The sequence below is a fragment of the Paenibacillus dokdonensis genome (assembly GCF_004916975.1).
Lineage (GTDB): Bacteria > Bacillota > Bacilli > Paenibacillales > Paenibacillaceae > Paenibacillus_AQ > Paenibacillus_AQ dokdonensis.
The window spans coordinates 1052112-1066848 of sequence record NZ_STGQ01000001.1 but is presented as its reverse complement, the minus strand read 5'-3'; the positions used below and the strand labels follow the sequence as shown (position 1 = coordinate 1066848).

The window sequence follows — 14737 nt, the reverse complement described above, 5'->3', positions numbered from 1 at the left end:
CTTCTCTTTTTCTAATAACGTTCGTTTGAAATTCTTATGAAAATGGGTACCAAAAATTCTTGAGCAATTTGACCTTCAACCAGATGCCCACCCCAAGCAAAACGACACCGAGGACAGCAAATATCCAGTCCATGGGCTCCATATCTTTGCCGTTGTACCAGGTCCGGCGCTTCTGCGTGCCAAATCCGCGCAGTTCCATTGCATTGGTGACGGAATCGATCCGGTGAAGGGCTGACTGCAGCACAGGAACGACGACTGCCGCCAGATTGCGAAGACGCTGCATGATGCTGCCATCCTCTTTGGATATCCCCATTCCGCGTGCTTGCATCGAATTCAGGGTGCTGCGGAACTCTTCCGTCAGATCCGGGATGTACCGTAGGGCAATGCTGACCGCATATGCGATTTTATATGGAATGCCGATCCGGTTCAGACTGCTGGCAAAAGCGCTGGGCTGCGTGGTGAAAATACACAGGATCGTTATCGGCAGCAGCGTCAAATATTTCGCCGACAAAGTCAGGACATAAAACAGTGTTTCCGTATTGATCGTATTATAGCCGAGCGGGATGACGGGAGTATTCGTACCGGTGAGCCTGGTTCCAAACGTCGGTGTAATAAGCAGGATAAAGATTCCGTTAAGCACAGTAAAAATAATCATCAGCCAGAATAAAAAGGCCATTCGTTTAAAAGGAATACCGGCAGTAACAAGCAGTGTAATGCCAACGATCAGCATGAGCACAAACACACGCAAATCCAAAAACATGTAAGTCATGACCGTCCAGGCCATAAACAACACCAGCTTAACAGCTCCATCCAGCCGGTGAAACAGCGAGTTCCCCGTCACATAGAGGCTTCCCGTTCTATTCATGGCCTTTCCCCTTTTTCTCTTCGTTGATAAATGCCTGCACGAACCGCTCCGGGGATGACAGCCCGTTCGCTTTGGCAAACAAGGACAGCGAGGTCTCCTTCAGGTGGGCAGCTTCGGTAATCTCCGGACTGCTTAGCACATCCGTAACCGAATCCTCGGCAATCACCCGGCCTCCGCTTAGAACGACTGCCCGAGCAGCATACTCCAGCGCCAGGTACATGTCATGAGTAATCAAGAGAAATCCCATGCCGCGGCTGGACAAGGATTCGATGAAATCCATAAATTCTTTATAGTGATGATAATCCTGTCCGGCGGTTGGCTCATCCAGAATGATTAATTTTGGCTCTAATACCAGTATGGAGGCAATGCTGAGCCGTTTCTTCTGCCCATAACTGAGCGCAGAAACCGGCCAATTGCGGAACGGATACAGCCCGCAAATCTTCAGCGCATTTTCTACACGTTCCTTGATCTCGGCAGCGGGTAGTCCCCTGACTTTAAGTCCAAGTCCAACCTCTTCCGCAATCATATGCTGCGTAATCATCCGGTTCGGATTCTGCATCACATACCCGATAGCTTCGCCCCGGCGGCGGATGGACCAAGTGCTGATATCCTGTCCGTCATAGAATATTCTGCCGGACTGCGGCTTCAGAATACCCGTAATCAACTGCGACAGCGTAGATTTTCCGGCTCCATTATTACCAAGCAGGGCAACAATTTCACCCGCTCCGATCTGCAGAGAAACATCCTGAATGACCGGATGCATCGGATCATAACCAAACTTGATGCTGCTGACCTCCAGTAAGGCATGCGAATACCCCCGCTCCTGTTTGACTCCCGCTTGCTCACTCCACGTATCCAGCTTGGGTTTCAATCCGGGAATATCCAGAAGCCGGGGAGAACCCAGTCCTTGTACGTCCCTAATCGGAATGCCTGCATGTTCAAGGGCTTCCACATAAAGCGGCGGTCTGAGGCCATAGCTGCGGAGGATCCCGGATGATAAAATTTCATCCGGTGTACCCATGGCTGCAATCCGTCCTTCATTCATCAGCACGATACGATCTACAGCTTGCTGCAGCACGTCCTCGACACGGTGTTCGATAATGATAATTGTCTTGCCGCTCTCCCGGTGAATATCGTCGATGAGCTGCATAGCCTTACGACCGCTGGCCGGATCAAGATTCGCCAGAGGCTCATCGAAGAGAAGCACATCTGCATCGGTGGATAGAACGCCCGCCAAGGACACATTTTGCTTCTGTCCTCCCGACAGTTCATACGGGCTATGCTCGATATATTCGAGCATGTCGACCATATTCAGCGAGGCCGCTACCTTCTGTTTCATCTGCTGGCGCGGCATCGTTTTGTTTTCCATGACAAAGGCCGTATCCTCGGCGACCGTAAGCCCCACGAACTGCGAATCCTGATCCTGCAGGATCGTCCCTACCGTGCGGCTCAATTCAAAAATGCTTAAGTCAGAAGGGTTTTGGCCGGCAATCTTTAAGCTGCCTGCGGCTTCTCCCCCGTATGTAAAAGGAATAAGCCCATTGATACAATGGGCCAATGTCGATTTGCCTGAGCCGCTAGGTCCCGCAATCCAGATCTTCTCTCCCGGATAAATATCCAGCGTAATCTCTTTTAGCGTGGGCTCTGACTGGTTTTTATATTTAAACCCATAATGTTGAAACGAGATGATTGGCTGCATAACGTTTAAAACTCCTATCCCTTCAGTGCTCTCCACACTTACTCGTTGACGCTCAAATTGCTGACTTTGGCGTTTCTCTTCGCGAAGCCGATTACGGCCGGAACGCCTAGCACCAGAAACACAATCATATTCGAAATCGAAGCTGCGGTTACCTGTACGACCAGTTTATCAGACGGCTCTCCCATGAAGGCGATATCAAACCATCCGGAGAACAGTAGCGATAAAATGATGCCGACAATGCCGTAAATAACGAAAAAACCGATATGCTTCCCTTTATAAGTACCATTCTGCGGATCGAATCCCTTGGACAAATAGATAAGTCCCATAAACGCGGCGGTAATGCCTGAGCCGAGAGCCCACCCCCACCATACCGTGCCGCTGGTTAACAGATCATTCAGCACATGGCCGATTAACCCGGCAACAAACCCGACAACCGGTCCGAACAGAGCACCAAAAATTGCCAGCAGCGCAATCGCCGGACGCAGCGAGGTATCGGGTCCCACAGGAATTCCAATAAAGCTGGTGGCTCCATACAGGGCCGCACCGATGCCTATGGTCACCACAGTTCTTGTGTTTAAATGAAAAATGGATTTTTTCAAAGCAGAGTCACCTTTCTCAAACGTGATATTCAATAACTTCAATGTCCAAATACGAACATTAAACATTAATGGTACTCTAAATATAAGGGCATTTGAGCATGAAGGCAAAACTTTTTTGGGAAATAGACAAAAGATTTTCTTCAACAAAGTGCGAACTGACGCGAAAATATCTCTTCATACGCAAAAAATACCCATTTCCTCTATCGGAAATTAGGTATTTTGAATATTGTTTGCTTTTTCATTATCAAGGCCACCCAAGAAGATACGGTGGAGATTATTCTCCCGTTGATTTCCACACCTGCTCATAGACCTTTTTCAAGGGGATGCCATGCTGCAGGGCAATACGCTTGCAGTCCTCAAATTCCGGTGCCCATTGCACGGCTTTCCCGCCGTATATTCCCTTTTTCACGGTTACCTGTCCCCATTCCGTAGGTACCTGTTCAAAGGTTCTCTCCAGCCGATGCACGGTCAGAGGATAATACCGTATGCCCAAGGTTGTGGTCTCCCTGAATACAATCTCTTTCATCCGGTCTACATTTTCTTGGGAACAAAGTAATTGCAGCATCGTTCCCGGTCTGTTTTTTTTCATATAAATGGGAGTATAGTAAACATCGTTTGCTCCGCTTTCCAAAAGCAGGTCCATGACGTGTCCGAGCCATTCTCCGGGAATATCATCAAAATTCACTTCCATTTTCACCATGTCATGATCCAGATGTTCATGATTCGGAGGAAATCGGGAATCCATGGGCATGCTCCTCTCCTATGAAGGGAATTCTGTCATTCTAATGGTACTTCATTATGCACAGACTATTCACCAATAATGACCCGCAGCACATTCGGATGATCCGGAAAGGTTTTGGTTCCGGCCCCATATCCTATGGACTCGACTTTAATAGAAGGAATCGGCCCGAACTCTTCCGCTAATACGGAGACAATCGCCGCTCCTGTTGGAGTCGTCAGTTCCGCTCTGACATCCGATTGTTCAAGAGGTGTTCCTTTTAAAATCTCCAGTGTGGCAGGTGCAGGAACCGGATAAATGCCATGATCGATACGGATTTTCCCTTTTCCCACCGGTACGGGCGATGACTTGATTACAGTGATGCCCAATTGATGAATCAGGATGGCGGCACCCACAATATCAATAATCGAATCTACTGCGCCCACCTCATGAAAATGTACCTTCTCTAAAGGAACGCCATGAATACGCCCTTCCGCTTCTCCGATTTTTCTGAAAATCTTAAGCGCAATATCTTGTACCGGATCTTCAAATCCAGCTCCCTCAATCATATGAACGATATCTTTATAGGATCGATGATCGTGATCATGATGATGCGTGTGCCCACCATGGCTATGACTATGCTCATGCGTATGAGACACATGCTCGTGACTGTGGCTATGCTCATGATCATGATCATGACTATGACCGTGGCTGTGACCGTGATCATGGTCGTGCTCATGACTATGACCGTGACTATGACCGTGATCATGGTCGTGCTCATGACTATGATCGTGACTGTGGCTATGTTCATGATGATGTTCATGCGTGTGGGAATCTTCAACTTTTAATAGCACGTCGAATTTGGTTGCAGTGATCCCGTTCTTATTGACATTCCCCCACTTCAAATCATACTCTTCCTCGATATGAAGCTTTTTCAGCTCCTCCTTTAACTTGTCGGGATCAGCACCTGCATCAATAAGAGCACCTATAAACATATCCCCGCTGATACCGGAAAAGCAGTCAAGATAAAGTGTTTTCAATTCTTTTCTCCCCCTTTTGTACAAGCTGGTGAATCAGGGCAGCGTTATACCCTCCGCCGAATCCGTTATCAATATTGACAACACTGATTCCTGATGCGCAAGAATTTAACATCGTCAATAAAGCAGAAAGGCCATGAAAGCTTGCCCCATATCCGATGCTTGTCGGGACAGCGATCACAGGATGTGAGACGAGTCCGCCAACAACGCTTGGCAGAGCTCCTTCCATTCCGGCAACCACAACAGAGACCGTTGCATTTTGTATCTCTTCCGCATGGCTTAACAGTCGATGAATCCCAGCAACGCCCACATCATAGATTCGGTGTACCTTGCTCCCTAACACTTCTGCAGTAACCGCAGCTTCCTCCGCTACTCTTAGATCAGAGGTGCCTGCGGCAATGACAGCGATATACCCCTTGGAATTCTCTTCGCTGCCTGTCTCCTCTTTCCAAAATAAAATCTGTGCAGTCTCGTCATAGCTAAAATCCGGACAAGCCTTTTGGACGATCTCAGCCTTGTCACTTGAAATTCTCGTTACTAGAACGTTGTTGCGTTGTGCTTGCAAAGCTTGCACTATGGAAATGATTTGCCCGGCTGTTTTGCCTTCTCCATACACGATCTCGGGAAATCCTTGGCGTTTTTTTCGGTGATGATCCACTTTTGCAAAACCCAAGTCTTCAAAAGTAGCTAATTTCTTCTTTGCTTCTGCAACACTCAGGGTCCCTTTTTGAACCTGCTCCAAAATTTCATCAAGCATTTTTTTCAACCCCTCGAATTCAAACTGAAACTAAAACAATTCAACGATCTTTTTAACTAGTTTTTCATAGTTGTCATAGATCAGTTTATATCGTTTGCTGTTTTCTGGATTTGGAATGATGGGTGTTCCCATGGGGATGTTCCGTTTAATTTCTTCGAAGGAATCTACTTTCCCCGTGGCCACCAAAGCCGTCCATGCCGCACCCCAAGCAGCGCTATGATGGTTCTCTGAAATATAAATCTCTGCTTCAAATACATCCGCCATCATCTGCAGCCATTCCGAAGATCGGGACAGGCCGCCATTAACATATATTTTCTTGGGTTCCCCCGCTATTTTTTCCAAAGCTTTACCGATTTGATAGAGATTAAAAGTGATGCCCTCCAGCACGGCGCGGATGAAATGCTCTTTTTGATGTGTCACCGCAATACCATAAAAATTCCCCTTTGCTCGCTGATTCCAAATAGGCGCTCGCTCACCATTTATATAAGGAAGAAAAAGAAGACCTTCAGAGCCCGGTTCAACATGTCCAGCCGCCTTCAGAAATGCTTCAAAACTTCCTTGATCATTCAATAAATCCTTCAACCATTGCAGGGCGATGCCTCCGTTATTCGTCGGCCCTCCGATAATGGCTGTATCCTTGGTGAATGAGTAGCAGAATGTTTCTTGATTTTCACTTACCTGAATATGGCTTGTTAATTGCCGGATCGCCCCGCTCGTACCCACGGAAACCGCAACTTCACCAGGGAGTATCGCACCGATTCCCAAATTAGCCAGCTGTCCGTCTGCAGCACCGATAGCAAAAGGAATGTCTTCTTGAAGTCCCATTTGTTCCGCAATATCCTTTTTGATTCCGCTGAGTATCGTTGTCGGAGGAACAATGGTTGACAGCTGATCCTCGGAGATACCCGTCATTTGCAACAATTCCTCATCCCAGCTCAGCGTTGTTGGGTTAAATAATCCGGTTGCAGATGCCATCGAATAATCAATCATTCTCTCGCCGAACCAGCAATATATCAAATACTCCTTAATCGACATCAAGTATGCGGCATGCAGGAAGGGTTCATAACGAGTTTCTTTCATCCATAATAATTTCAAAAATGGTGTCATCGGATGAACGGGTGTTCCGGTTCTTGCATAAATTTCTCTTCCCTTGCTTTCGCTAACCCAATCCGCCTGATCGGAGCTTCTTCCGTCGGCCCATATCAACGCAGGAGATAACGGCTTGCCTTGCTCATCCACAATCGCAAGTGAATGCATGGCAGCAGAAAACCCGAGTGAAATCAGCTCGTTTTTGCCGATTTCGGCTCTTCGGACCGCTTCCCTGATCGCCAGCACGGCGGATCTTTCTATGGCAGCCGGATCCTGCTCGACCCATCCTTGCTGCGGATAATGAAAAGCGTTCATTTCCTCGGCTTCCGCGATTAAATTTCCTTGAATGTTAAATACACAAGCTTTCACGCTTGTCGTTCCGATGTCCAGTCCAATGACAAGCTCTCTTGACATGCTTCATCTTCCTTTTCATTAAGCCATAAATAATGAATCATATGAACGATTTGGTCTTGCGCTTGTTAAACGCTTATCCGTGAAAAATGATTATATAGAAAGAACCTTATTCATGCTGCCGCTTTGATACCCAAGTAAATCAAGGGTCACGTATTTATATCCGTAGTCCTGCAGCTTGCTTACGATCAATTCATGATTCTCCAAGATGATGCTCATATCCTTCGGCTCCACTTCGATTCTTGCCGTTTCCTGATGTGTACGAACCCGGACTTGGCGGATATGAAGGGATTTTAAATAGGCTTCCGCTTTTTCCACCTTTTTCAGCTTTTCTTTGGTGATAAAATCACCGTAAGCAATTCTTGAGGACAGACAAGCAAATGATGGCTTTTCCCATGTAGGGAGTCCAAATTCTTTTGACAGCTCCCTGATCTCCTCTTTATATAAACCGGCTTCCAAAAGAGGCCCACGTATTCCCCGCTCCTTTGCTGCCTGCATTCCCGGGCGGAATTCATTCATATCATCGGCTATGACACCGTATACAATATTTTCGAAAGCTTTTTCGTTTAATACAGACACCAAATGGTCAAACAAGCTGCTTTTACAGAAATAGCACCGATTTTTAGTATTTTCCGCATAGCCGGGAATTGCGAGCTCAGAAGTTTCAATGACCTGATGTTTTGCACCAATCAATTCAGCCAGCTCAATGGCTTCTTCAAGCTCAGTTGAGGGATAGGTTTCCGAATCAGCCGTTACCGCCAGCACATGGTCAGCCCCTAAAGTGTCCACTGCAGCTTTTAATAAAAATGTACTGTCTACTCCTCCTGAGAATGCCACTACGACAGAGTTCATTTCTCGAATGATGGACTGTAATTTTTCATATTTTTCGGTCTGCATTGTCTTTTCCCCCTCCAAATTCATTCATTTGCTAATCTGCGTATCATTTTTAGATCGTCATACTTCCAAATCCGCCGTCAACCCGAAGCAATGTGCCTGTGATAAAGCTGGAAGCCTTTTCCGAAGCCAGCAGAATGGCTGCTCCCTTCAGCTCCTCAGGTGTACCAAACCGATTCATCGGAGTATGCTTCATGATGGATTCAATGCGGTCCGGACTTAGTATTTTTTGATTTTGTTCAGCCGGGAAGAATCCGGGGATAATTGCATTGACACGAATTCCTGCAGGCGCGAATTCCCGGGCTAAAAACTGGGTTACGCTGTTGAGCCCTGCTTTGGAAACGGAATAGGTAAAGACCTTGGATAATGGTGTAGTAGAAGAAACAGAAGAAATATTGATGATGCTTCCGTTTCGCTTTTGTTCGATCATACGCTTGGCAAAAATTTGGCAGGTTATCACAATGCCTTTTAAGTTCACATCCATAATGTCATCCCACTCTTCCATACCCAGGTCGAAGAATGGTGTGGAACTGTTTTTGCCGGGGGCATTTAAGAGAATATCCCAGCCACCGGACCATTCCTCAATTTCCGAAGCCACCTGGATGAGCGAATCCCGCGAACTCACATCTGCCTGAAAGGCTTTCGCCTCTCCGCCATTGCTTTGAATGCTGTTTACAACATCCTGTGCCTTTTCGAAATTACGGCCCACAATCGCAACTCTTGCCCCTTGCTCAGCGAAGCCGGCTGCGATAGAAGAGCCCAGCACGCTGTTCCCTCCAATAGCAACCGCTGTTTTCCCCGTCAAATCAAATAAATTCGTCATGTTTCAGCTCTCCCTCGGTTTATGTTAAATTCCCATGTTCATTAAAGGAAAAATCATACGGTTCAGAACACAGCTCCATCTGCGGATGCTGCTTCACGTATTCGAACAATGCCTCTGACACTTCAATTTCACTCAGTACCAGCGTGTTTTTGATGCGTACCATTTTGGCCTGGTTAAAATCCAGAACATTGCTTGTTTTAATGGCCGCTTGAATCGTTTCGCGGTCATTAGGCAGCGTTGTTGCGATCTTGGTCGGCGCGACGACAGTCGATGTCAAACCATTGGCATACGTGACTTCCAGGTCCATCTTATCCACCAGCCGCTGCGTCGTAAAATCCGCCGTTCCCACGCCGTTGGCGTTCCCTTCGGTTTGGGGAGTCAAATCCAGGACCACCATTTTATTCACATCCGGCCCTCCGTGCGCGTACGGTGTGGGATAACGCCCCGTGATGTTGGGATCCATGCCGTCGCCGCTGATGTTTTTGCCGATTTCATCAATGACGAGCACCTCGAGCTGATCAAAAAACAGCTTGGGCAGCAGCTCCTTGGCTTTCATCTGCAGGTCCGGTTCTTTTTCGATAATCTCTTCAGGTGTAAGCACTTCAACGACAGCTACTTTGTCAAAAGCATTCTCCACAGTAGCGACGCCAAACAGCACCGGCTTCTGGTCCATGATCATCCTGGCCATGGCCGGAACATTTTCCGCCATATATTTAAAACCCAGCTGATGACAGGCCTCCGCCCCTCTTTGCTTGCCCAGGCCGATGCTGATCATCTTCATGATGCCGCTTTCAACAGGTCCTCTAAAAGCCGTATGCGGCTTCACGCGATTAATGACGACAATGCCGTCTGCCGCTGCGGCGTATTTGTCCAAATAGACGGGAAGTCCGTTAGGCAATTCTCCCAGCTGAACGACTTCCATGGAGGAACGAATCTCGCAGCCGACGCTTGCCTCGGTGACGCCAAGATGCGCAAGCACTTCACGCTGCCCTTCTGCTGTTGCGCCTCCATGGCTACCCATGCTCGGGACAATGAAGGGCTCCGCTCCGGCATCCTTCAGTGCCTTTACGGTTACTGCCGTTAATTCCACGATGCGATCAAGCCCTCTGCTGCCGACCGCGATTGCAATCTTCATGCCAGGCTTGATCGTTGCTTGAATATGCTTCTGCTGCAGCTTAGCCCCAAGCTCACTTCCAAGATCATCGATCATGTTATTTTCGAAAATCACTTTCACTTTGGCCATTTTCGGGATCGGAATATCCTTTAACAGCTCCTGAAGAATTCCCATACTTTCATTCACTCCTTTTCATTAAATGCTGATTTCTATGAATGAACTGCTCCTTTTTAAGAATTATCTATGCAAGAAAAACTTATCGGCATTATAGTAGCCAATATTTTTAACCATTTGCTCGAGAAACTTCATATCATTCGGAATGAGTCCCTTTTCCACCCAATCGCCCAAAATATTGCATAAAATACGGCGGAAGTATTCGTGACGGGCATAGGAGAGAAAGCTCCGCGAGTCAGTCAGCATTCCTATGAAGTGGCTTAGAAGACCGACATTCGCCAAATCCCGCATTTGCTTCTCCATTCCGTCAATATGGTCGTTAAACCACCATCCGGAACCGAATTGGATCTTGCCTGGCACATCTTCCTCATAGAAATTGCCCATCATACCGGCAAGAACGGCGTTATCCTTGGGATTGAGATTAAACAATACAGTCCTTGGCAGTGCGTCTTCTTGATTTAAGGCGTCAAGAAAGCGAGACAATCCTGCCGCTAAATTCGTTTCGCCGACGGAATCAAAACCGGTATCCGTTCCTATAAGGTTTTTCATTTGGGTATTGTTATTGCGAAGCGCGCCCATATGCAGCTGCATGACCCACTGTTTCCCGGCGTACATCTTTCCTAGCTCTTTGAGCAAATACGAGCGGTAGGCAGCAATCTCAGCGCCTGAAAGCTGTTCATCCTGAAGTCTTCTGCTAAAAATTCCGGAGACTTCTTCTTTTGTCGATTCAATTTCCTCCATATTCGGAATATCATGATCAGATGCACGACCGCCATTTTCATGAAAGAAGTCTACTCTGCTGCTCAATGCGCTTAAAAAGACGTCGAACGAAATAATTTTCTGGCCCGATACCTCTTCCAGCTTTTCAATCCAGCTTACAAAGGCTGGACGCTCAATGAAAAGGGCGCCATCCGGACGGAACGTAGGAGCAATGATTGTCCTGAAGAAATCATCACGGTTTAGCAGCTGATGATATTCAAGTGTGGACAACGGGTCATCGGTTGTGCCGATAAACTGGACATTAGATCTTTCAATCAAGGCTCGTGGCAGGAACTCAGGCTTTTGTAATTTCTCATTACATTCATCCCAAATTTCACGTGCTGTGGCCGGACTGAGTATTTTTTCAAGTCCGAATACATTTTTAAGTTCCAGATGAGTCCAGTGATACAGAGGATTGCCAATTAAATGAGGTACCGTTTCGGCCCAAGCCATGAATTTCTCCCAGTCCTCGGCATCTCCCGTAATGAATCTCTCACCGATTCCGTGCATCCGCATCGTGCGCCATTTATAATGGTCTCCGCCGAGCCAAAGCTGGGTAATATTTTTGTAAGGCTCGTTCTCCCATACCTCTTTAGGGTCCAGGTGACAATGAAAGTCGAAAATCGGTAAGTCTTTTGCCGTATCTTCATATAATCTGATCGCCGTATCGGTATTCAATAGAAAGTGGTTATCCATAAATTTTTTCATTCGTAATCTCCTCCTAAATGAATGTTGACTCTCTGTAAATTCTTACGTATATTTAATTTGTTTAATGAACTAACTAATACAAGAGTAACTTATCAATTTCATTACATTTTGTCAATTAACGATTGTATAACCGTATAGACGTTCATTCTAGTGATAAAATGATATAATGAACCGTGATTTTATATTCGTTTACATTGGAGGATTTTGATGATTACAGGTGATGCCTCATATATAAAAAAAATCAATCGCTCTTTAATCATCCGTGAGATTTTAAGAGAAGAAATGATATCAAGAGCGGATCTTTCCAAGATTACAGCCTTAACGAGAGCTACCATTTCGGCACAGGTGTCTGATTTACTGGAAGAAGAACTTGTCGTTGAAACGCAGCTTGAGCATAATTCTGTGGGAAGAAAGCCGATCATGCTCTCTCTGAACGGTCATGCAGGGTATGCTCTCGGTATTGACCTTGATTTTGGACAAGTTTCTTTTACACTCTCCAATCTATTGGGTAGTCCGGTGTCTTCGGAAATCATCCGTATTCATACGAACAACTACGCGGAAATTCTTGAGCTTCTCATACTAAATATTACAAAATACCAAAAAGAATTCTCGGATAGCCGTTATGGAATTGTAGGGATTGTTGTTGCCATTCATGGTCTGGTCTCTAATGATGAAATTATTCAATATGTGCCCCGTTTCCATTGGAAAAACGTCAATTTGAAAAGTGATCTGGAAAAAGCAGTCGGCGTCGAAATTCATTTGGAGAACAATGCTAATCTCAGCTCTTTTGCAGAGAGAGTATTTATTCACCATGAAACAGATAATCTGTTATGCACAACGCTGTATTCCGGCATAGGCCTTGGAATGATGATGAACAACAAGTTTTTTCGCGGACATGACGGATTCGCTGGTGAAATCGGCCATATGATTATCGTACCTGGAGGCAAACCCTGCACTTGCGGCAATGAAGGCTGCTGGGAAAAATATGCTTCTGAAACCAGCGTTTTTGAATATCTGTCCGAAACCAAAAGCATGAGTAATATTACATATGAGCAAATTCAACAATGGATGAATGAAGACGACTCAGATGTATATGAAATCATGGAGCAATTTATTTATTACCTTTCGATCGGTTTAAATAATATGATTAATATATATAATCCTGATGTCGTTGTAATTGATAGCGAGCTGCTGCGAATCTATCCGGATTCCTTAAATAAAATCCATCAAAATCTGCATTCTCAAATCAGCCATTACCGTGAACTGACCCTATCCACTATTGGAAAAAAATCTTGTGTCTTAGGTGCATGCGCATTGGCGATAAGCCATTTTTTAGATGTTCCGATTCTCAATTTACCCTATAAGGATTAATCCACTGTGTTCATAATGGCTTCCTGCTTAATGGAAGTCATTTTTTATTACAGTAAATCCCTCAAATCATCGCTTTCGGTGCCAAAAACAAACAGCGCGCACCGATTGAGTATCGGTACACGCCGCGATTTGTTTGGTATGGAATGCTTTGACCTAAGCTTCTGGACCATTTTCCTTTTGAGTCATGGCAACCCGGGAATTCCCCATCATGATCACGAAAATGATAGCGATGGCGATTGGAATGACTGCGATGAGAAACACATGTGTAATCGAGCTGGACATCGCATTGACGATTTTTTCAAGGATCGCAGCCGGAATTTTTGCACGCACGCTTGGTTCAAAGATTTGTCTTGTGTCACCAATATTGGACATTGCAGAATCCGCATTACCGCCCATCCCTTTGAAGCCTTCAGCCAGTTTATTGGCAAACACATTATTTTGAATCGTGCCAAAAATCGTAATCCCCATCGTCATTCCCAGCGAACGAAGGAATTGGTTGGTCGAATTGGCCGTACCACGGAAGCGAGGCTCCAGATTATGCTGGGAAGCCGTCGGCAGCAGCGAGAACGAGAAGCCCATGCCAAAGCCTACGATAATCATAAACAGCGTAAGGAGAATCCGTGCTGAATCCGGGGTCAACGTGCTGAGCAGGAACATGCCTGCGATATAGGCAATAACCGAAACAATCATCAGGTTACGATAGCTTGTCTTCGCTACGAAAATACCGCCAATGGCGCTGCCCGCAACGGATCCCAGCATCATCGGTGTCAGGATAAGTCCGGCATTGGTTGCCGAGCCCCCATATACCGCCTGAACAAAGATAGGAATGTATACGGTCAAAATAATAAAGGTACCACCATACAGGAAGGCTAAGATTTGTGATGATGCAAACAAACGGCGCTTAAACAAGAAGAACGGGAGGATTGGTTCCTTGGCCCGAAGTTCTACGAAGAAGAACACGATAAAGAAGACCGCGAAGCTGACAAACAATGAAATAATCAGCGACGAATTCCAGTCGTATTGCTTGCCGCCAAGCTCCAGCGCGAACATCAGACTGATAACAGCGATAACGAGCGTCGATGCACCCCACCAGTCGATCTTCTGCTTCGTATGGACGGGAGATTCCTTGTAATTCTTCATAATGAGCGCAAAAGACACGATTCCAATCGGCACGTTAATATAAAACACCCATTCCCAGCCAACGTAGTCCGTGATATATGCGCCGAGCAGAGGACCAACCACACTTGCTGCACCGAATACCGCGCCAAGAAGGCCGGTCATTTTACCGCGTTTCTGCGGCGGGAAGATATCAAATATAATGGTGAATGCAATCGGCAGCAATGCACCGCCGCCAATCCCCTGAATCGCCCGGTACATACTGAGCTGCTCAATGGATTGTGCAAAACCGCATAACGCCGAACCGATCAGGAACACAGTTAAGCCAAAAATAAAAAATCTCTTTCTGCCATACATATCGGACAGCTTGCCGAAGATCGGCATACCGGCCATCGTCGTGACCATATATGCGGACGTGACCCAGACAAATTTATCCATTCCTCCAAGCTTGGATACAATCGTACCCATTGCTGTCGCAACAATGGTATTGTCAATGGCTGACATAAAAATGGCAAGCAATAAGCCTGCCACAACCAGCTTTATATTACTTTTTGCAGCCTCCATCAGTGAACCCCTTTACAAATTATTAATGATTTCGATAGA

Annotated in this window: 13 protein-coding genes; 1 reads left to right on the top strand and 12 read right to left on the bottom strand. The window is 46.2% G+C overall.

What is annotated here, in order from left to right; all coding sequences use genetic code 11:
• Positions 1–34: 34 nt before the first annotated feature.
• The 11 genes from E6W40_RS04900 to uxaC all read right to left on the bottom strand — a co-directional run bounded on the left by E6W40_RS04900 (position 35) and on the right by uxaC (position 11647).
• On the bottom strand, positions 35–865 hold the full coding sequence (locus E6W40_RS04900) for an energy-coupling factor transporter transmembrane component T family protein (protein ID WP_136604456.1): 831 nt from the start codon (positions 863–865) through the stop codon (positions 35–37).
• Positions 858–2564 (bottom strand): ABC transporter ATP-binding protein, encoded by a 1707-nt coding sequence (locus E6W40_RS04895; protein WP_136604455.1) that lies wholly within the window; start codon positions 2562–2564, stop codon positions 858–860. Before E6W40_RS04895 ends, E6W40_RS04900 begins: the two co-directional genes overlap by 8 nt.
• Before the next feature lie 38 nt (positions 2565–2602).
• On the bottom strand, positions 2603–3163 hold the full coding sequence (locus E6W40_RS04890) for an ECF-type riboflavin transporter substrate-binding protein (RefSeq protein ID WP_246072879.1): 561 nt from the start codon (positions 3161–3163) through the stop codon (positions 2603–2605).
• A gap of 274 nt (positions 3164–3437) precedes the next feature.
• Positions 3438–3908: a nickel pincer cofactor biosynthesis protein LarC2 gene (larC2, locus tag E6W40_RS30245; protein WP_136604453.1), complete on the bottom strand. Its 471-nt coding sequence runs from the start codon at positions 3906–3908 to the stop codon at positions 3438–3440.
• A gap of 62 nt (positions 3909–3970) precedes the next feature.
• Positions 3971–4921: a nickel pincer cofactor biosynthesis protein LarC gene (gene larC, locus E6W40_RS30240; protein ID WP_136604452.1), complete on the bottom strand. Its 951-nt coding sequence runs from the start codon at positions 4919–4921 to the stop codon at positions 3971–3973.
• Positions 4902–5675, bottom strand: a complete 774-nt coding sequence (gene larB, locus E6W40_RS04875; protein ID WP_136604451.1) for a nickel pincer cofactor biosynthesis protein LarB — start codon at positions 5673–5675, stop codon at positions 4902–4904. The genes larC and larB overlap by 20 nt, the downstream gene beginning before the upstream one ends.
• Positions 5676–5705: 30 nt before the next feature.
• Entirely contained in the window at positions 5706–7178 is a 1473-nt protein-coding gene (locus E6W40_RS04870) for a gluconokinase (protein ID WP_136604450.1), read from the bottom strand.
• A 90-nt stretch (positions 7179–7268) separates the two neighbouring features.
• Positions 7269–8072 carry an ATP-dependent sacrificial sulfur transferase LarE gene (gene larE, locus E6W40_RS04865; RefSeq protein WP_136604449.1) on the bottom strand — a complete coding sequence of 268 codons (804 nt, stop codon included), beginning with the start codon at positions 8070–8072 and terminating at the stop codon, positions 7269–7271.
• A gap of 49 nt (positions 8073–8121) precedes the next feature.
• On the bottom strand, positions 8122–8892 hold the full coding sequence (locus tag E6W40_RS04860; protein ID WP_136604448.1) for an SDR family oxidoreductase: 771 nt from the start codon (positions 8890–8892) through the stop codon (positions 8122–8124).
• A gap of 19 nt (positions 8893–8911) precedes the next feature.
• Positions 8912–10180 carry a nickel pincer cofactor-dependent isomerase, group 22 gene (locus E6W40_RS04855; RefSeq protein ID WP_136604447.1) on the bottom strand — a complete coding sequence of 423 codons (1269 nt, stop codon included), beginning with the start codon at positions 10178–10180 and terminating at the stop codon, positions 8912–8914.
• A gap of 63 nt (positions 10181–10243) precedes the next feature.
• Complete coding sequence (uxaC, locus tag E6W40_RS04850; protein ID WP_136604446.1) at positions 10244–11647, bottom strand: glucuronate isomerase; 1404 nt, start codon at positions 11645–11647, stop codon at positions 10244–10246.
• A 207-nt stretch (positions 11648–11854) separates the two neighbouring features.
• On the opposite strand from uxaC, the gene E6W40_RS04845 reads away from it, so the two are divergent.
• Positions 11855–13018, top strand: a complete 1164-nt coding sequence (locus E6W40_RS04845; protein ID WP_136604445.1) for an ROK family transcriptional regulator — start codon at positions 11855–11857, stop codon at positions 13016–13018.
• 153 nt (positions 13019–13171) lie between these two features.
• Here E6W40_RS04845 and E6W40_RS04840 read toward each other — a convergent pair whose 3' ends face one another.
• Positions 13172–14698 (bottom strand): MDR family MFS transporter, encoded by a 1527-nt coding sequence (locus E6W40_RS04840; RefSeq protein WP_136604444.1) that lies wholly within the window; start codon positions 14696–14698, stop codon positions 13172–13174.
• Between the last annotated feature and the right edge of the window lie 39 nt (positions 14699–14737).

Bases quoted from the DNA above. Each gene is read 5' to 3' on its own strand.
- E6W40_RS04900 (WP_136604456.1), bottom strand. From the start codon at position 865: ATGAATAGAACGGGAAGCCTCTATGTGACGGGGAACTCGCTGTTTCAC.
- E6W40_RS04895 (WP_136604455.1), bottom strand. From the start codon at position 2,564: ATGCAGCCAATCATCTCGTTTCAACATTATGGGTTTAAATATAAAAAC.
- larC2 (WP_136604453.1), bottom strand. From the start codon at position 3,908: ATGGATTCCCGATTTCCTCCGAATCATGAACATCTGGATCATGACATG.
- larB (WP_136604451.1), bottom strand. From the start codon at position 5,675: ATGCTTGATGAAATTTTGGAGCAGGTTCAAAAAGGGACCCTGAGTGTT.
- E6W40_RS04870 (WP_136604450.1), bottom strand. From the start codon at position 7,178: ATGTCAAGAGAGCTTGTCATTGGACTGGACATCGGAACGACAAGCGTG.
- larE (WP_136604449.1), bottom strand. From the start codon at position 8,072: ATGCAGACCGAAAAATATGAAAAATTACAGTCCATCATTCGAGAAATG.
- E6W40_RS04860 (WP_136604448.1), bottom strand. From the start codon at position 8,892: ATGACGAATTTATTTGATTTGACGGGGAAAACAGCGGTTGCTATTGGA.
- E6W40_RS04855 (WP_136604447.1), bottom strand. From the start codon at position 10,180: ATGGGAATTCTTCAGGAGCTGTTAAAGGATATTCCGATCCCGAAAATG.
- uxaC (WP_136604446.1), bottom strand. From the start codon at position 11,647: ATGAAAAAATTTATGGATAACCACTTTCTATTGAATACCGATACGGCG.
- E6W40_RS04845 (WP_136604445.1), top strand. From the start codon at position 11,855: ATGATTACAGGTGATGCCTCATATATAAAAAAAATCAATCGCTCTTTA.
- E6W40_RS04840 (WP_136604444.1), bottom strand. From the start codon at position 14,698: ATGGAGGCTGCAAAAAGTAATATAAAGCTGGTTGTGGCAGGCTTATTG.